Source organism: Escherichia sp. MOD1-EC6300 (assembly GCF_002965045.1).
Classification (GTDB): Bacteria; Pseudomonadota; Gammaproteobacteria; order Enterobacterales; family Enterobacteriaceae; genus Escherichia; species Escherichia coli_F.
The window spans coordinates 220,183-237,630 of the sequence record NZ_PTRH01000001.1; the positions used below are offsets into that span (position 1 = coordinate 220,183).

The following is a 17,448-nucleotide window of genomic DNA, read 5'->3' on the forward strand; positions in this document are numbered from 1 at the left end:
CGCTTATTTCGCCAACACCGCTGCTGCCGCTTTCGCGACCTGCGCATCCTGTGCTCCGGTTAAACCAGAAACGCCCACGGCACCAATAATTTGCCCATCCACAACAACCGGTACGCCACCTTCCAGCGACGTCAGTAACGGCGCAGTCACGAACGCGGTACGTCCGTTGTTCACCATCTCTTCATAGCCCTTAGTTTCACGACGCCCCAGCGCGGCGGTACGCGCTTTCTCCTGGGAGATGTAAGCCGCAATCGGCGCGCAATCGTCCATGCGACTTAACGCCAGCAGATGACCGCCGTCATCGGCAACAGCAATGGAAACAGACCAGTTATTTTTCTGCGCCTCTTCCTGACCTGCGGCAATAATTGCACTCGCCATTTGCTGGCTAAGAATGACTTTAGTTTTCATTTTGTTATTCCTTTTCAAGGGCTTGTTCTACAATTTCAATCCAGTGACGCACAGAGGTACGACCGGCACTCGCCAGATGCGTCTGGCAACCAATGTTGGCGGTGACGATCATTTCCGGTTTGCCGCTTTCCAGCGCATTCATTTTGTTATCCCGCAGCTGGCGCGCCAGATCGGGATGCGTTAACGCATACGTTCCCGCCGACCCGCAGCACAGATGGCTGTCGGGAACGTCGGTTAAGGTAAACCCAAGACGAAGTAACACTTTTTCCACTTCGCCGTTCAGCTTTTGCGCATGTTGTAGGGTACACGGGCAGTGGAAGGCCAGTTTTTTATCGCCGCGAATTGCCAGTTTTTCCAGCGGTTCCTTGCGCAGAAGTTCGACTAAATCGACCGCCAGTTCACTGACCCGACGCGCTTTATCGGCGTACAACGCATCACTTTTCAGCATCTGCCCATACTCTTTCACGAACGCGCCGCAACCGCTGGCGGTTTGTAAAATTGCCTCGGCACCTGCTTCAATCGCGGGCCACCAGGCATCAATATTATTGCGCGCCCGCGCCAGCCCTTTCTCTTGCGCATTAAGATGATAGTCCACCGCGCCACAACAGCCTGCTTCATTAGCTGGCGTCACGCTGATCCCCAGACGATCCAGCACTCGCGCAGTTGCCGCGTTGGTATTGGGCGAAAGCGTAGGCTGGGCGCAGCCTTCCAGCATTAAAACCCGACGCTTATGTCGCAGCGGTGGACGCGGTTTAGCTTTCACCGTTTCGGCGGGCAGTTTTGCTTTTATCTGTTCCGGCAGCAGTGGGCGCAGCACCAGCCCTACCTGCGTCAATGCGCGAAAAACCGCCGGACGCGGCACCACCTGACGCAGCCCTTCGCGCAGTATTCGCTCCGGCAGTGGGCGTTTCACTTTCTGCTCGACGATATCACGCCCGATGTCCAGCAAATTGTGATAGCGCACACCAGAAGGACAGGTGGTTTCACAATTGCGACAAGTGAGACAGCGATCGAGATGCTCCTGCGTTTTAAGCGTGACTTCGTTGCCCTCCAGCACCTGTTTAATCAGATAGATGCGCCCGCGCGGCCCGTCCAGTTCATCGCCTAAAAGCTGATAAGTTGGGCAGGTTGCGGTACAAAATCCACAGTGAACACAGGCGCGCAGGATGCTGTCGGCTTCCAGCGCACGCGCGTTCTGAAGCATCTCTTCAGTTAACCGGGTTTGCATAGCCTGCTCCTTAAAGTTCCGCGTACATGCGACCGGGGTTAAACACGCCGCAAGGGTCGAGCTGCTGTTTAAGCTGCTGGTGATAGCGGAATAAAGGAGCCGGTAGCGGGGCAAAGCCACCATCTCCGGCACTAAAGCGGGTCGCATGACCGCCTGCGTTGCGGGCAATGCGATGGATTTGATTGTCATCGGCTGTCGATTTCAGCCAACGTAACGCGCCGCCCCAGTCGATCAGTTGCTCGCCGGGTAAATCCATCATCGGCGCATCGGTGGGTAAGGAAATACGCCATAAAGTGCCCGGTAATGAGAAGAACGGCAGTTGTTGTTCACGCAATTGCTGCCAGAACTGACCCGCAACCTCTTCGCCACCCAGCAGTTCACGTGCTGCTTTTACCGATCCTTCACCGCCTTCAAGGCGGATCCACAACGCATTGTCGAAGTAACATAAGCCACTAATGGGTAATGGCTGGAGTTGCCACTGGGCGATTTCACTCATGGCTTCTTGCAGGCTTATTTCCCGACGCAAGCTCAGTGTGGCGCGCGGTCGCGGCAACACTTTCATCGAGATTTCAGTGAGCACGCCAAGACAGCCGTAGCTTCCGGCCATTAACCGCGAGAGATCGTATCCGGCAACGTTTTTCATCACTTCGCCACCAAAGCGCAGATGTTTTCCAGTGCCGGTAATAATGCGCGTACCGAGGACAAAATCGCGGACCGAACCGCTCCACGGGCGACGCGGCCCCGCCAGCCCGCAGGCGACCATCCCGCCCCAGGTGGCTTCTTCACCATAATGCGGCGGCTCGCAGGGGAGCATTTGCCCCGCGCTCTCCAGCGCCGCTTCAATCGCCACCAGCGGTGTTCCGGCACGCGCGGTAATCACCAGCTCGGTCGGGTCGTAATTAACAATGCCGCGATGGCAACGCACATCCAGCGTTTGCCCGATGACAGGACGACCTAAAAAGGCTTTGCTATTGCTGCCCTGAATCACTAGCGGCGTTTTATCGCTAATCGCCTGATTCACCTGCTCCAGCAGTACCTGGCTGTAATCACACTCGCGTAGCATCAGAAACGCTCCAGTTCAGGGAAAGGTAAATGACCGTGATGCACGTGCATGGCACCAAATTCAGCGCAGCGGTGCAGTGTGGGGATGTTTTTCCCAGGGTTCAGCAAACCATCAGGATCAAACGCCGCCTTGACTGCATGAAAGGTAGTAATTTCATCACTGTTGAACTGGGCGCACATCTGATTGATTTTTTCGCGCCCGATGCCATGTTCCCCACTGATACTGCCGCCTACTTCAACACAGAGTTCAAGGATCTTCCCACCCAATTCTTCCGCACGGGCGAATTCACCGGGTTCGTTGGCATCGAAAAGGATTAACGGGTGCATATTGCCGTCTCCGGCATGAAAGACGTTGGCAACGCGTAAATCATATTGCTGCGATAAACGGGCAATGCCTTCCAGTACGCCAGGCAACGCGCGGCGCGGGATGGTGCCGTCCATGCAGTAGTAATCCGGGGAGATACGTCCTACCGCCGGAAAAGCATTTTTACGACCGGCCCAGAAACGCACGCGCTCCGCTTCATCCTGCGCCAGACGGACGTCAGTCGCGCCCGCTTTCAACAAGATGTCGTTAACCCGCTCGCAGTCTTCCTGTACGTCAGACTCCACGCCGTCCAGCTCGCATAACAAAATCGCTTCGGCGTCGACGGGATAACCGGCATGAATAAAATCTTCCGCCGCGCGGATCGACAGGTTATCCATCATCTCCAGCCCGCCGGGGATAATGCCATTAGCGATGATGTCGCCAACCGCAAGTCCGGCTTTTTCTACCGAGTCAAAGCTGGCTAACAGAACTCGTGCCACAGGGGGCTTCGGCAGCAGTTTTACCGTCACTTCGGTGGTCACGCCGAGCATGCCTTCCGATCCGGTGAACAGCGCCAGCAGGTCAAAACCGGGCGAATCCAGCGCGTCCGATCCCAGCGTTAGTGTCTCGCCATCCAGCGTTTGCACTTCAATTTTCAGCAGGTTATGTACGGTCAGACCATATTTCAGACAGTGGACGCCCCCGGCGTTTTCCGCCACGTTGCCGCCAATGGAACAGGCGATTTGTGAGGAAGGATCCGGCGCGTAATAGAGATTATGCGACGCAACAGCCTGGGAGATCGCCAGGTTACGCACGCCCGGCTGCACACGCGCACGGCGACCAACGGGGTTAATGTCGAGGATTTCTTTAAAGCGCGCCATCACCAACAACACACCTTTTTCCAGCGGCAGCGCACCGCCAGAAAGTCCGGTGCCTGCGCCACGGGTCACTACCGGTACATGCAAACGGTGGCAGACAGCGAGAATCGCCGTCACCTGTTCCATCTGCTTAGGCAGAACAACCAGTAATGGACGCGTACGATACGCGCTCAACCCGTCACACTCGTAAGGAATGATCTCCTCATCGGTATGCAGGATCTCCAGTCCAGGGACATGCTCACGCAGTGCCATCAGTACCGATGTACGGTCGACATCGGGTAAAGCGCCATCAAGACGCTCTTCGTACAAGATGCTCATGAGTAGGGTTCGCTTTGTTGTGTTGTGTGGCAGCTGATTTTTGCGCGCTGCTTCTGTGAACAGTTATTAAGCGGGCTTTTCGTTTTCGTCTATCTCTTTAGCTACCGGTCAGACCATTTTTTTTCCAGCTCTGTGACCTTGCCTTGGTTAACTTAATGTTAAATTGATGTAACATAATCACTTACGTGATGTGCGTGTTTTGCGAATCAAGAACAGAAAAATTGGTCCTACCTGTGCACGAGGTCCGGGAATGAAAGATGAACGTCGCCCTATTTGCGAAGTGGTTGCAGAGAGTATCGAACGGTTAATTATCGACGGCGTGCTGAAGGTCGGTCAGCCGCTTCCCTCGGAACGTCGACTGTGTGAAAAGCTCGGCTTCTCGCGTTCCGCACTGCGTGAAGGGCTGACCGTGCTGCGCGGACGCGGGATTATTGAAACAGCACAGGGGCGCGATTCTCGTGTAGCACGCCTTAATCGCGTGCAGGACACCAGCCCGCTGATCCATCTGTTCAGTACACAGCCGCGAACGCTATACGATCTACTCGACGTTCGCGCATTGCTGGAAGGCGAATCGGCAAGGTTGGCAGCTACGCTGGGAACCCAGGCGGATTTTGTTTTGATAACCCGCTGTTATGAAAAAATGCTCGCCGCCAGTGAAAACAACAAAGAAATTTCGCTGATCGAACACGCGCAGCTGGATCATGCTTTCCATCTTGCCATTTGTCAGGCTTCCCACAATCAGGTGCTAGTTTTTACGCTGCAATCATTGACCGATCTGATGTTTAATTCAGTGTTTGCCAGCGTAAATAATCTCTACCATCGACCACAGCAAAAAAAGCAGATCGATCGCCAACATGCGCGGATCTACAACGCGGTGTTGCAGCGACTGCCGCACGTCGCCCAGCGCGCCGCACGTGATCATGTGCGGACCGTGAAAAAGAATCTCCACGATATCGAACTGGAAGGCCACCATTTGATTCGCTCGGCGGTGCCGCTGGAGATGAAGCAGGGGTGACTGCCATCAAATCTGCTTTTCATACAATCGGTAACGCTTGTACGGCTCCGCTCCAATGCGTTCCAGCATGTTATTCATGCCTGTATTGGTTTCGAGGATCCATGACATCTCCAGCGCATCGATCTTCCGGCGAGCAAACGGATCGCGTAAGGCTTCAATCAATAACAGCGCAATCACCGGGCCGATGCGGCTGAACTGATACTCGTCACGCACGCCCATCAGCGGCACTCGCGCAGTTCGCACACCGCTGACTTTTAAGCGCCACAGCAATTTTGCCCAGCCGAAGGGAAAGAGCGATCCGTTCAGATCGGCAATCGCCTCGTTGATGTTCGGCAAGCCGACTATAAACGCGCAGGGTGCAGAACCAATCTCAGCGATGTAGATCATATCGTCCGGCACCAGATATTTAAGTTGATCGCCCATGGTCGCAAATTCATGTTCGGTAAACGGCACAAATCCCCAGTTGTGCTGCCAGCCAGAGTTGAAAATCTCACGCAGGATCAGCATCTCTTCGGCAAACCGCTGGCGCTTGATGCAGCGAATGGTCACCTTTTTGCGCACCTGATCCATCAGTTTTTTTAGCGCCGGAGAGAACGTGAGATCGGTTCGTTGCATCCACCACGCCAGTAAATCAATACCTTTGTGATAACCCAATTGTTCAATATGCGCGGCATACCACGGTTTACCGTGCGGCATCATCGCACAGGGCGGAGTGTCGAAACCTTCAATCAGTAATCCGCTTTCCTGATTGATATTCAGGCTGAAAGGCCCGCTGATCTTACTTGCGCCTTGTAACTTCAACCATGCTTCCGCTGCGCCAAACAACGCGGCAAAAACCTGCGGATCATCAATGGCGTCAATCATGCCAAAATGACCGGTATCGTCACCGTAACGCTCGCGGTGCAAGGTATCGATTTGCGCGGTAATCCGCCCGACTATCTGCCCCGCTTTTTTTGCTACCCACGCCTGCCAGATAATATGGTCCGTCCCCGGATTCTTCGCCGACAAATGCTCGCTGCGTTCAATGAACAAAGGGGGTATCCAGTTTGGATCATCGGGATAAAGTGATGACGGAAAAGCGATAAATGCCTTAAGGTCATTTTTATTAATTACTTTTTCAATTTTAATCATCAGCAGATCGCATTCCATATCTCTGTGGATAACAAATAATTAACGGTGACAAACAGATTGCAACAGCAACGAACGGCATCTTAATAATCAACCCAATGAATACAAACAAAGAATAAATAGTATTTATTAATAATTAAGATAAGGTCAGAGACTACACAGAAGCGCCTCAATGCCTTTTGTCGATTTAAGGCAACCAAACAAGGCTTCTTCTTAATATATTCATAAATTAAATATCATTCACAATAAAAACAACAAAGCCAAACCTATTATTTAAATCAATGTTCAATATCGCACCGATGAAAATACTATCTCATTTATCTTTTATGCCTATATAATCCACCGCATTATTGTCATTTTATTTCTGATATCCAATTTTTTTCGTGGTGTATATGTCTAATAACATCTTTACGCATTCCCTACCTATGCGCTATGCCGATTTTCCAACGCTGGTTGATGCTTTGGACTACGCCGCTCTGAGTAGCGCCGGAATGAATTTTTATGACAGACGTTGCCAACTTGAAGATCAACTGGAATATCAGACGTTAAAAGCGCGTGCCGAAGCTGGTGCGAAGCGGTTGTTATCACTGAATCTGAAAAAAGGCGATCGCGTGGCGCTGATTGCCGAAACGAGTAGCGGGTTTGTAGAGGCTTTTTTTGCCTGCCAGTATGCCGGCTTAGTCGCCGTCCCGTTGGCAATTCCAATGGGCGTCGGTCAGCGGGATTCCTGGAGCGCCAAACTGCAGGGTTTACTGGCAAGTTGCCAGCCCGCAGCCATTATCACTGGTGATGAGTGGTTGCCACTGGTCAATGCTGCTACGCATAACAACCCCGAATTACATGTTTTAAGCCACGCCTGGTTTAAGGCATTACCGGAAGCCGATGTTGTACTCCAGCGTCCAGTTCCGAACGATATCGCCTACCTCCAGTACACCTCCGGCAGCACCCGTTTTCCCCGTGGCGTCATTATCACCCATCGCGAAGTGATGGCTAATCTACGTGCTATAAGCCACGATGGCATTAAATTACGCCCTGGCGACCGCTGCGTCTCCTGGCTGCCTTTCTACCATGATATGGGACTGGTCGGCTTTCTCCTGACCCCCGTCGCCACGCAGCTCTCAGTAGATTATTTGCGCACTCAGGATTTTGCCATGCGTCCTCTGCAATGGCTTAAATTGATCAGTAAAAATCGCGGCACCGTTTCTGTTGCGCCGCCGTTTGGCTATGAATTGTGCCAGCGCCGCGTGAATGAAAAAGATCTCGCTGAACTGGATCTTTCCTGCTGGCGCGTTGCTGGTATTGGTGCTGAGCCGATCTCCGCAGAACAACTCCATCAATTCGCTGAATGTTTCCGTCAGGTTAACTTTGACGATAAAACTTTCATGCCGTGCTACGGACTGGCAGAAAATGCGCTGGCTGTCAGCTTCTCTGATGAAGCCTCCGGGGTTGTGGTTAACGAAGTGGATCGCGACATCCTTGAATATCAGGGCAAAGCCGTCGCGCCGGGTGCTGAAACACGCGCCGTATCGACTTTCGTCAACTGCGGTAAAGCGTTGCCGGAACATGGCATTGAAATCCGCAATGAAGCAGGTATGCCGGTCGCGGAACGTGTGGTAGGCCATATTTGCATCTCCGGCCCCAGCCTGATGAGCGGTTACTTTGGCGACCAGGTTTCGCAAGACGAGATTGCCGCGACGGGCTGGTTAGATACCGGCGACCTCGGTTATCTGCTGGACGGTTATCTGTATGTCACCGGGCGCATTAAAGATCTGATTATTATTCGTGGCCGTAATATCTGGCCGCAGGATATTGAATATATTGCGGAACAGGAACCGGAAATTCATTCTGGCGATGCGATTGCTTTTGTTACCGCCCAGGAAAAAATCATTTTGCAGATCCAGTGTAGGATCAGCGACGAAGAACGTCGTGGGCAGCTTATCCACGCACTGGCAGCACGGATCCAAAGCGAATTTGGCGTAACAGCGGCTATCGATCTGTTGCCGCCCCACAGTATTCCCCGAACGTCCTCCGGCAAGCCTGCCCGTGCGGAAGCGAAAAAACGTTATGCTGCAAGCCTTCATGTGCAGGAATCCATGGCATGAATCAAACTGTCGCGGTGACGGGCGCTACCGGGTTTATCGGTAAATATATTATCGATAACCTGCTCGCCCGCGGCTTTCACGTTCGCGCATTGACGCGTACTGCCCGCGCTCACGTCAATGATAATCTCATCTGGGTGCGCGGTTCGCTGGAAGATACACATTCACTTAGGGAACTGGTTGCCGGAGCCAGCGCGGTGGTCCATTGCGCCGGGCAAGTGCGCGGACACAAAGAAGAGATTTTTACCCGATGTAACGTTGACGGCAGCCTGCGCCTGATGCAAGCGGCAAAAGAGAGCGGCTTTTGCCAACGTTTTCTGTTTATCTCTTCGCTGGCGGCGCGCCATCCCGAACTCTCCTGGTACGCAAATTCCAAACACGTCGCCGAACAACGACTGACCGCAATGGCTGACGAAATTACGCTGGGCATTTTTCGCCCGACAGCCGTGTATGGTCCCGGCGATAAAGAGTTAAAACCGCTGTTTGACTGGATGCTGCGCGGCCTGCTGCCACGACTTGGTGCGCCAGATACACAGCTCTCTTTCCTGCACGTCACCGATTTCGCGCAAGCCGTGGGGCAGTGGTTAAGCGCCGAAACTGTACAGACGCAAACCTATGAATTATGCGATGGCGTCGCCGGCGGCTATGACTGGCAACGCGTACAGCAACTTGCCGCCGACGCCCGTTGCGGTTCCGTTCGAATGGTTGGTATTCCTCTGTCGGTACTCACCTGCCTTGCGGATATCAGTACCGCGTTGAGTCGCCTGGCAGGTAAAGAACCTATGCTGACCCGCTCGAAAATCCGTGAATTAACCCACGCCGACTGGTCGGCAAGTAATAACCGTATTTCTGAAGATATTAATTGGTTTCCCGGGATTAGCCTGGAACACGCATTACGCAACGGGCTATTTTGATTGTCTTGTTTAAAGGTGTGTTAACGTTTCTATGGTAAATCGTGAAATAGTAATGGATTACATCCTTTCCTGTTTACAGGATTTGGTCGAAAACGGTGTGGAAATTAAGCCCGACAGCGATCTCGTCAACGATCTTGGCCTGGAGTCGATCAAAGTGATGGATCTCTTAATGATGCTGGAAGACAGATTCGATATTTCCATTCCTATTAATATTCTGCTGGATGTCAAAACCCCTGCGCAATTAATGGAAACTCTACTTCCATGGCTGGAGAATAAATAATGGGGCTATACGATAAATATGCTCGCCTTGCTGGCGAGCGACTGCAATTTAGTGACAACGGGTTAACGCCGTTTGGTACCTGTATTGATGAAGTGTATTCCGCCACCGAAGGCCGGCTCGGCGATAAAAACGTGATCCTGGCCGGGACCAATAATTATCTCGGTTTAACCTTCAATCATGATGCCATCGCCGAAGGTCAGGCAGCGTTAGCGGCCCAAGGCACCGGCACCACCGGTTCTCGTATGGCAAACGGCAGTTATGCGCCGCATCTGGCGTTAGAGAAAGAGATTGCCGAGTTTTTCAAGCGCCCTTCCGCTATCGTTTTTTCAACCGGTTATACCGCGAATTTAGGCGTCATCAGCGCGCTTGCCGACCATAACGCCGTAGTGTTACTGGATGCCGACAGCCACGCCAGTATTTATGACGCCTGTTCTCTCGGTGGAGCGGAAATTATTCGTTTCCGCCATAACGATGCTAAAGATCTGGAACGGCGCATGGTTCGCCTCGGTGAACGGGCAAAAGAGGCGATTATCATCGTTGAAGGCATCTACAGTATGCTCGGTGACGTTGCGCCGCTGGCAGAAATTGTTGATATCAAACGTCGTCTTGGTGGTTATTTGATTGTCGATGAAGCACATTCGTTTGGCGTGTTAGGCGCAACGGGGCGCGGACTGGTTGAAGCCGTTGGCGTTGAAGATGATGTGGATATTATCGTTGGTACTTTCAGTAAAAGTCTGGCCTCGATTGGCGGTTTTGCTGTCGGTTCGGAAGCGATGGAAGTGCTGCGCTACGGCAGCCGCCCGTATATTTTTACCGCCTCTCCTTCTCCGTCCTGCATTGCGACCGTGCGCTCGTCGTTAAGAACCATTGCCTCACAACCAGAGTTGCGGCAAAAGCTGATGGATAACGCCAACCATCTGTATGACGGTCTGCAAAAACTGGGTTACGAGTTAAGTTCACATATTAGCCCGGTAGTGCCAGTAATAATCGGTTCGAAAGAGGAAGGTTTACGCATCTGGCGCGAGCTTATTTCGCTGGGCGTTTATGTGAATCTTATCCTGCCACCTGCCGCGCCTGCAGGCATCACGCTGCTGCGCTGTAGCGTAAACGCTGCCCACACTCGTGAGCAAATCGATGCCATCATTCAGGCATTTGCTACTCTGAAGCAGTAATGTGAGCCCGCTGTGGTGCTGCGCCACGGCGGGTTTAATGTTGACTGTCATACCAATACACCAGGCTCAACGCCACCAGCATAAACGCTATCGGTAAACCGAGCGCGGTAACAGGTGCGCTCAACGCAAATAGCAATCCCAGATTGACCATGATTTGATAGCTGATCCAGGTGAGTAAGCCCACGATGACGCCTACAGCGAGACGGCTACCCATCCCAGGCGAACGCGGGGCACTAAAGGTAAACGGCACAGCCAGCAAAATCATCGCCAGGGTCAAGATGGGTTGTCCCAGTTTTTCCCACAGTGCAAGGCGGTATTCGCTGCTGGGTTGCCCGGTTTCCTGCAAATAATGGATGTAATGATTAAGTTGACGGACAGAAAAAGTATTTCCCGGCATCGATAACTCTTCAAGATTCATACTGGTGAAGGCCGATTGCCAGGCAAGATTATCAGATGTTTCCAGCGTTTCTTTGCCATTCAGCCATTTTTTATGATTCACACCATGCAGGATCCACGTTTTGTCGTCTTCAATGGTGGCACTGCGTGCATAAATGTAGGATTCGAGCGAGAGATCGTCGCGGTAATGAAATATCTCCACGCCCACCGGCTGGCCCTGCTCGTTCAGCGATTTCACCGTCACAAATTCATTACCACGCCTGGCCCACAGCATATTGCCGGTAATGTCATCGTCCTCCCCCAACGCAGTGGCAGTCGATTTGATTTGCAGCGCCTGTTGCTGCAATGGCGACGCCACCCACTCATCTATCGTGCCTAATGAAACAGTCCACAATATCCCGGCAACCAGCGCCACCAGTGCAATACGGAAGATAGAAAACCCCGTGCTGCGAATGGCGGTAAGCTCACTGTTTTTCGATAACTGCCCCAGGCCGACAATCCCTCCCAATAAGGCGATAAACGGCGAAAGTTCGACCAGTGTGCGCGGTAAGGTCATCAGCACCACCAGCACCGCCTGAGTCCAGCGATAACCACCCGGGCTGACATCATCCAGTTCGTTAATCAGGTTGAAGGTGGTAAAGAGCGGCAGCAATAGCCCTGCGGCGGCGGCAAAACCGAGAAAGAGATGACGGATTAAATAGCGACTGAAAACATTCATCGGGAAAATTTCTGCAGCAAAGAGAAGTCGCGTGCTACCAGCATCAGCAGGCCCATTAGCATGAGTCCGGGTACTAACCACAAACCAGGAATGAGGGGAATCGCGCCGTTAGCCACCAGCGTACGGCAGACGTCGCCGCCATAAAAAATGGCAACAAACAGCAACGTCAGTGGCAATAACGTTGAAAATCGCCCTTGCCGCGGTTTTACCCGACTTAATGAAATGGCCAGCAGCGCCATCAACAATGCTGTCAGGCCACGGCTTTGTCGCCATTGCAGTTCGGCATGATCGGCAGGAAAGGCGGAGCGCGCCAGCTCCGTGACCGATTTTGCTTTGCGTTTGACGTTAGGGCTTTGATCCAGCGGATTCAGATGCAATTGCAGATTACGGTAGATCTGTTCGTTGTCGTCACGCCCCTGATGATCGAGAAGATAGGCGGTCCCGTTATGCAACATAACGGTCGGTTTCTCGGGTGATGGGTCAACTACATCAACCGAACGGGCGCGGAAAATACGGGTTCGATTGGCAGTAGAAGTATAAATCAGCACGTCAGTCAGGCGATTATTATCCTGATCAACCGTCTGCGAAAGGATCATTCGTCCGTTATCGTTAGTGTTAAATTTCTTTGCCCGCAACTGGCGAACATCCAGCTCCGACTGCGACTGTTGCTCCAGTTGATAAATCTGCGCATAAGCCCACGGACGACCATACATCGACAGAAGGGTGACAAAAATACTTAGCGGTATCGCCAGATAAAGAACGGCTTTGTACAAGCGTCCCGGACTCCCCCCCGCCGCAGAAATAGCGGTAATTTCCGAGTCGGTATACATCTGCCCTAGCGTCACGCCAACTGACACATACAGTCCAACAGGTAACAACATCTCCAGTGCAATCAGCACCTTGTAGAAAACAATATCCAGCACAACATCAAGAGCTAATGTCCCATTTGCCGCTTCGGTCAGATAACGCTGTGCGGAGTAGCTGGCGAAAATAAAGATCAGAAAACCGACGATAATCAGCACCAGACGGCGCGTACCACGCATGATGTAGTGTTCAACCAGCTTCATCTCACTAACGCCCTCAATCCTTTGAATTTTTATTCATTGATCAGCTTCTGCGCCAGCGCAATGACATGATCTACCTCTTCCGGCGTCAGGCTGCCGTCCTTTGCCCACTGAATTTGCCCGGCTTTATTCAGCACCAGAATGGTTGAACTCTGCTCCGGCAACCGCCAGACAACGCGTCCCTGTCCATTGCCGTCAATAACGAATTGCGCCCACGGATAGCGGCGTTTATTTTTTTCGATTTTGCCAACGACAAAATAGCCAGTACCAAAGATGGCATCATCGGTGTTCACAATGGTGGTGGGCTGAAAACGATCCTGCGGAAAGTTTGCCGCTTCAACCGCTTTAATTAACAGTGAGTTCTTTTTCTTCGCCGACTTACGCCCGGCGATATACTGAATAATGCGGACTTTTCCCGCCAGCTGTGTGCTGTTCCACTTTTGGTAGTGAATTTCGTCGTCGCTATTCAGAAGCAGCTCGCCGCCTTCCTGGATATAAACAGGGGTAACCGTTTTACCAGTGACGAAATTGTGCGCCTGCACACCCGGGGCTAAGAGCATGATAATCAGCGCAATAATCAAACGAGATGACATCATTGCTCCGGTTATAGCGGAAAACGCGAAATCAGCAGTTCTAAGCGCTGACGAATATCGCTATCCAGCGCCATCGGTGCATCATACGACTGGCGGTTTTCCATATCATCCGCCACCATGTCGTCGTGTTTATCCCCCATCAGGCCATTAATGGCGGCGAGGAAGCGGGAAATCTGTAACGCTTCTTTATTTTCAGGATCAAGCGATCTTAGGGTGTCGTAATAAGAAACCTGCTGGCTGATTATTTTTCGTACATCATGAAATTCCCTGCCAGTTAGCCGTGGTTTGGCAATAATCTCTTTCAGGAGGTGCATTTGCTTTTGCCGATAGGCAATAAAACCGCTTACGCTTTCTAACTGGCTATGGCGTAATGAATAGTTCACCAACAACCAGACCGGAGAGCTTAAATAAATCCGTAAAAGGTTGCCGTAAAACGACACAATATTTTTCTTACCGTTACGAAAGCCGTCCTGAAAACGTCCAAGAAAAACGGTCGTTTTGCCAAATAAAAATCCGGCCTGATGCTTTTTTAAATACAACCGTTGGGCAAAACGTAGATGCTTATAACGCGCCCGCATATATTTAAACTGTTTACGCTCGTCAGCCGTAAGCCCCTCGCCTTTGGCTTGTTTGTGGATTAAACGCAGTAATTCCTGACGATCAACGCCATTCAGCCAGAATTGCAGGCATAACGCGTAATTATCATGAATGATTTCGGTGGTACAACCTGTTGCGATAGTCGGCGGTAAACTGACCTGCGCATCAACGACATCATCTTCTTCAACTGCAATAAATAGACGCTCGCTCGCCTCAAGCGGGAAATATTTTCTCATCATCAGGATTTCTCTCCGGCTGCGTTATAAAGCAAGGAATGGCGCTGAAAAAATGCCTTTAAGGTTGGAATTAACGAGAGCACCACATCCAGACATTGCCCACCGAAGTAAGCAAATGCAGCCCCCAGCACGCCAAACAGATGACAGAACATGAACAGCAATACGATGTAGCCGATTGAGGCGATGGTTTGCGCCACGAGAAAAGCGCGCTGTTTTCCCGCCATCAATAGCAATGACTCCTGTGGGAAGCCCAGCATCGAAATCACAATTGCGCCAAGCATCACCTGAATCAGGTCATACGCTTCGAGATACTTAACGCCAAACACCAGCGAAATGAGCGGCTTGCCGACGATCAACACCGCGAGCGCCACCAGAATACCGATTCCGCCCGCCAGTAAACCGGACTTCACGCCTAACAACCACGGTCTGGTGGTGCGCGGATCTAAACGCATCACCTCTGGGTAAAAACTTTTGCCCAGTAAACCCGCTGGCGTTCCGGCGGCATCGAAGAATGTCATGGCGATTTTAAATAACCCGGCGGCAGCGGGTCCTAACACGATCCCCACCAACACTGTGCTGCACGAGTTACGTGCCGACCAGATGGAGTGGGCAATGTTGGTTGACCAGACAAAACTCCACGCGCCTTTAATGTGTCGGGCAGACTCAAACAAATTCAATTTGAAGGCGTTATGGATATTTCTGCGGCGTAATTCGCGCGCGGCAAACCACCAGTACATGGTGCCGCCAACCAGATTCGATGCGTACCAGGCAATAACAAAACCCGCAAAACCAAAATCAAAATCAAAATCAAAATACCAGGCTACGACGCTCCCCGCTGCGCGCAGAAAAGGTTTCGTCGCCTGCTGTACAGCAATCAAATCGAAGCGATCTACCGCACGCAGAATGCCGGTCGGTGTGGAGGAAGCCATTGAAGGAATGAGCGTGCAATACAGCGCTGCCAGCCAAAAGCTTTGGTCATCCAGACCTAATGAATGGGAAAGAAAAGGGAGTAAGGCAATGCCGCCGACAATCGCCACCGCGCCGCTGACGATATCCAACGAGAAGGAAAATGAGACGACATTGCGAAATTGCTGCGGATTATTATTGGTCAAGGCTGGCGTTCCGTACTGAACCACCAGCTGCCATGTCTGAAACTTAATAAAATCGCTGATCGACTTGGCGTACGATTGCACAATCACCAGTACGCCAAACATGGCGGGCGTCATCCCTTTACCGGCACACGAGAGCGCCAACAGACCCAGCAAAGCGCTCACGACATTACTGGAGCCTAACCAGGCGCTATTGCGAATAATGGTGCGAAACGCGCCATCTGCAAACCAATGTTTGATGTTAAACCCCGCCAATTCAGCCTGACCTTATCGTTGATAGTAAAAAGTATCCCGCCAACCTTAAGTTAAACTTCGGCGGTCAGAAACGATTGCAACCAGAGAAACCGCCTTCTGTGCCTGTTCCAGCACTTCGCTGTAGGGCGCTCTGGAATCAATCTCAAGAATTTTTGTGCCGTTATAGCCAATCGTCGACATGACACCGATTTTGTCCTGCAGCTCGGCATAGTCATGGTCAGGCTTGCGGGAGATGGCAGTATCAATATCAATCCCCAAACGAATAATTAATTCAGGACGGTATTGCGCCATTTTTTGGTATAAACGCCGTTCGCGCTGTGCCAGAAACATGCTGATTTTCCCGGTCGCACGCTCGACGCCAATCCCCGGTCCGTCATAATAAAAGCCCGAAATTTCAGCCTGCGGGAAGCGATCGCTGACCACCAGAACGCCACTTTGCGCCAGTCGCTGAACCTTGCGTAGATTCGCCATTCTTCGCAGCGAGAAGCAGTACATAATCACCGCCGCCCATAGCGCCGGAGATTTGGTTTTCATGCTTTGGGTTTTCGAGGATTTGGCCGCCAGTCGCCGTTCCAGCCAGACGCCAACGAGCGGCAACCGTTTGATTTTGTCGCCGTCTTCGCCGGAGAGCAGCCCCAGATAGCGGCGCTCGGTTTGCCAGTGTTGTTGCAGCGATTTCACCAGGTCAGTGGTCAGTGTGGATTTACCGGTGCCATCACACCCGACCACCGCAATCAGCCCCGGAATGTAGTTGGGCTGCGGCGCGGTTGTACTATTAACAGTTTGTGTTTGTAGTGCATCCATTCGTTAAATCATCCCCTATCCATTTGGTGATCAGGAAAGCGCGGCGTGAATTGCGCGTAGTGACGCTTGCAGAATTTCATCGGCTGGTTGCCGACCATCCAGTTCAAGGATCTTTGCGCCATTGAATGTCAGTTGCGGCGTAACAGCGATTTTTTCCTGTAACGCCGCCAGTTGGTGGTCAGGTTTACGCGCAAACGCGGTTTGTTCATCAATGCCAAGACGAATCAACAATACGGGCAAATAAGACGCCATCCATTGGTAAAGTTTGAGCTCGCGCTGTCTTAACATTTTTATCCAGCCGTTACCGCCCGTGTTTTTTGCCAGTTGCGGGCCATCAAAGCGAAAACCCGGCACTTCAACCTGCGGGTAGCGGTCGGTGATGAGCAGATAGCCTTGCTGGCTTTTACACAACATTTTGCGAAACTTATACGCCCGCCAGCAGGAAAGCAGATAAATAACCAGCGCAGTAATATTGCCAGGCGGTGTGGAGGGCTTTTCGTGCACATGTGCCGCTTTACTTCGCAGATAACGCCCAAAAGGTGCGCCAATAACAGGGAGCTGTGAAATCCATTCGCCAATTCGCCCGGACGATTGCCCGAGATAAATGTGTTCTGTTGGCATTGTTGCTGCCAGTTCATTTACCAGGCTTGCCGTGAGGGTCGATTTACCTGAACCATCACATCCTACAATGGCAATAACACGCACTGGCGTGGAATTAATTATTGACATATTACGTTGATTCACGAAAAACCCGGCAGCAAATAATGTATTGAATATTACGTGGTCCGTGCTCAGAATATCCGTTCAACCTTATTGTGACAATGGTTAATTGTGACATTGACCTGAATTACGCTTTCATAAAAACATATT

At 51.7% G+C, this 17,448-nt stretch carries 17 protein-coding genes; 5 read left to right on the forward strand and 12 right to left on the reverse strand.

Annotated features, from left to right (window positions below; all coding sequences use genetic code 11):
- Window positions 1–3: 3 nt before the first annotated feature.
- Genes BGE37_RS01075 through glcD form a run of 4 tightly spaced genes read right to left on the reverse strand, consistent with a single transcriptional unit; the run spans window position 4 to window position 4,198 of the window.
- The gene (locus BGE37_RS01075) at window positions 4–408 is read right to left on the reverse strand and encodes a GlcG family protein (protein ID WP_000853256.1); all 405 of its coding nucleotides are present in this window, start codon (window positions 406–408) and stop codon (window positions 4–6) included.
- A gap of 4 nt (window positions 409–412) precedes the next feature.
- Entirely contained in the window at window positions 413–1,636 is a 1,224-nt protein-coding gene (gene glcF, locus BGE37_RS01080) for a glycolate oxidase subunit GlcF (protein WP_105287681.1), read from the reverse strand.
- 10 nt (window positions 1,637–1,646) lie between these two features.
- Complete coding sequence (gene glcE, locus BGE37_RS01085) at window positions 1,647–2,699, reverse strand: glycolate oxidase subunit GlcE (RefSeq protein ID WP_105287682.1); 1,053 nt, start codon at window positions 2,697–2,699, stop codon at window positions 1,647–1,649.
- Window positions 2,699–4,198: a glycolate oxidase subunit GlcD gene (gene glcD, locus BGE37_RS01090; RefSeq protein ID WP_000026098.1), complete on the reverse strand. Its 1,500-nt coding sequence runs from the start codon at window positions 4,196–4,198 to the stop codon at window positions 2,699–2,701. The genes glcE and glcD overlap by 1 nt, the downstream gene beginning before the upstream one ends.
- A gap of 250 nt (window positions 4,199–4,448) precedes the next feature.
- Here glcD and glcC point away from each other — a divergent pair, with 250 nt between their 5' ends.
- Window positions 4,449–5,213 carry a transcriptional regulator GlcC gene (gene glcC / locus BGE37_RS01095; protein WP_001332920.1) on the forward strand — a complete coding sequence of 255 codons (765 nt, stop codon included), beginning with the start codon at window positions 4,449–4,451 and terminating at the stop codon, window positions 5,211–5,213.
- Between the two features lie 6 nt (window positions 5,214–5,219).
- Here glcC and yghO read toward each other — a convergent pair whose 3' ends face one another.
- A complete protein-coding gene (gene yghO / locus BGE37_RS01100; RefSeq protein ID WP_105287743.1) occupies window positions 5,220–6,362 on the reverse strand; it encodes a protein YghO in 1,143 nt (380 codons plus the stop codon).
- A gap of 371 nt (window positions 6,363–6,733) precedes the next feature.
- Here yghO and BGE37_RS01105 point away from each other — a divergent pair, with 371 nt between their 5' ends.
- From BGE37_RS01105 to spt, 4 genes are read left to right on the forward strand one after another with little or no spacing between them, the layout of a single operon-like run.
- Window positions 6,734–8,443 carry a fatty acyl-AMP ligase gene (locus BGE37_RS01105; RefSeq protein ID WP_105276749.1) on the forward strand — a complete coding sequence of 570 codons (1,710 nt, stop codon included), beginning with the start codon at window positions 6,734–6,736 and terminating at the stop codon, window positions 8,441–8,443.
- Complete coding sequence (locus tag BGE37_RS01110) at window positions 8,440–9,354, forward strand: NAD-dependent epimerase/dehydratase family protein (protein WP_105287683.1); 915 nt, start codon at window positions 8,440–8,442, stop codon at window positions 9,352–9,354. Before BGE37_RS01105 ends, BGE37_RS01110 begins: the two co-directional genes overlap by 4 nt.
- A gap of 31 nt (window positions 9,355–9,385) precedes the next feature.
- Window positions 9,386–9,634: an acyl carrier protein gene (locus tag BGE37_RS01115; protein ID WP_000248097.1), complete on the forward strand. Its 249-nt coding sequence runs from the start codon at window positions 9,386–9,388 to the stop codon at window positions 9,632–9,634.
- Window positions 9,634–10,806: a serine palmitoyltransferase gene (gene spt, locus BGE37_RS01120; RefSeq protein WP_105287684.1), complete on the forward strand. Its 1,173-nt coding sequence runs from the start codon at window positions 9,634–9,636 to the stop codon at window positions 10,804–10,806. Before BGE37_RS01115 ends, spt begins: the two co-directional genes overlap by 1 nt.
- Window positions 10,807–10,840: 34 nt before the next feature.
- On the opposite strand, the gene lptG is transcribed toward spt, so the two are convergent.
- Genes lptG through BGE37_RS01155 form a run of 7 tightly spaced genes read right to left on the reverse strand, consistent with a single transcriptional unit; the run spans window position 10,841 to window position 17,322 of the window.
- Window positions 10,841–11,920, reverse strand: a complete 1,080-nt coding sequence (gene lptG / locus BGE37_RS01125; protein ID WP_039021389.1) for an LPS export ABC transporter permease LptG — start codon at window positions 11,918–11,920, stop codon at window positions 10,841–10,843.
- The gene (lptF, locus tag BGE37_RS01130) at window positions 11,917–12,987 is read right to left on the reverse strand and encodes an LPS export ABC transporter permease LptF (RefSeq protein ID WP_000779656.1); all 1,071 of its coding nucleotides are present in this window, start codon (window positions 12,985–12,987) and stop codon (window positions 11,917–11,919) included. Before lptF ends, lptG begins: the two co-directional genes overlap by 4 nt.
- A gap of 29 nt (window positions 12,988–13,016) precedes the next feature.
- Window positions 13,017–13,577: a YtfJ family protein gene (locus BGE37_RS01135; protein WP_001354968.1), complete on the reverse strand. Its 561-nt coding sequence runs from the start codon at window positions 13,575–13,577 to the stop codon at window positions 13,017–13,019.
- Window positions 13,578–13,588: 11 nt separating this feature from the next.
- Window positions 13,589–14,413 (reverse strand): hypothetical protein, encoded by an 825-nt coding sequence (locus BGE37_RS01140; RefSeq protein ID WP_000984956.1) that lies wholly within the window; start codon window positions 14,411–14,413, stop codon window positions 13,589–13,591.
- Window positions 14,413–15,774, reverse strand: coding sequence for a lipopolysaccharide biosynthesis protein (locus tag BGE37_RS01145; protein ID WP_105287685.1), 1,362 nt, complete (start codon window positions 15,772–15,774; stop codon window positions 14,413–14,415). Before BGE37_RS01145 ends, BGE37_RS01140 begins: the two co-directional genes overlap by 1 nt.
- A 45-nt stretch (window positions 15,775–15,819) precedes the next feature.
- Complete coding sequence (locus BGE37_RS01150; RefSeq protein WP_000339526.1) at window positions 15,820–16,578, reverse strand: hypothetical protein; 759 nt, start codon at window positions 16,576–16,578, stop codon at window positions 15,820–15,822.
- Between the two features lie 30 nt (window positions 16,579–16,608).
- Window positions 16,609–17,322, reverse strand: a complete 714-nt coding sequence (locus BGE37_RS01155; RefSeq protein WP_001076266.1) for a dTMP kinase — start codon at window positions 17,320–17,322, stop codon at window positions 16,609–16,611.
- Window positions 17,323–17,448: the final 126 nt, after the last annotated feature.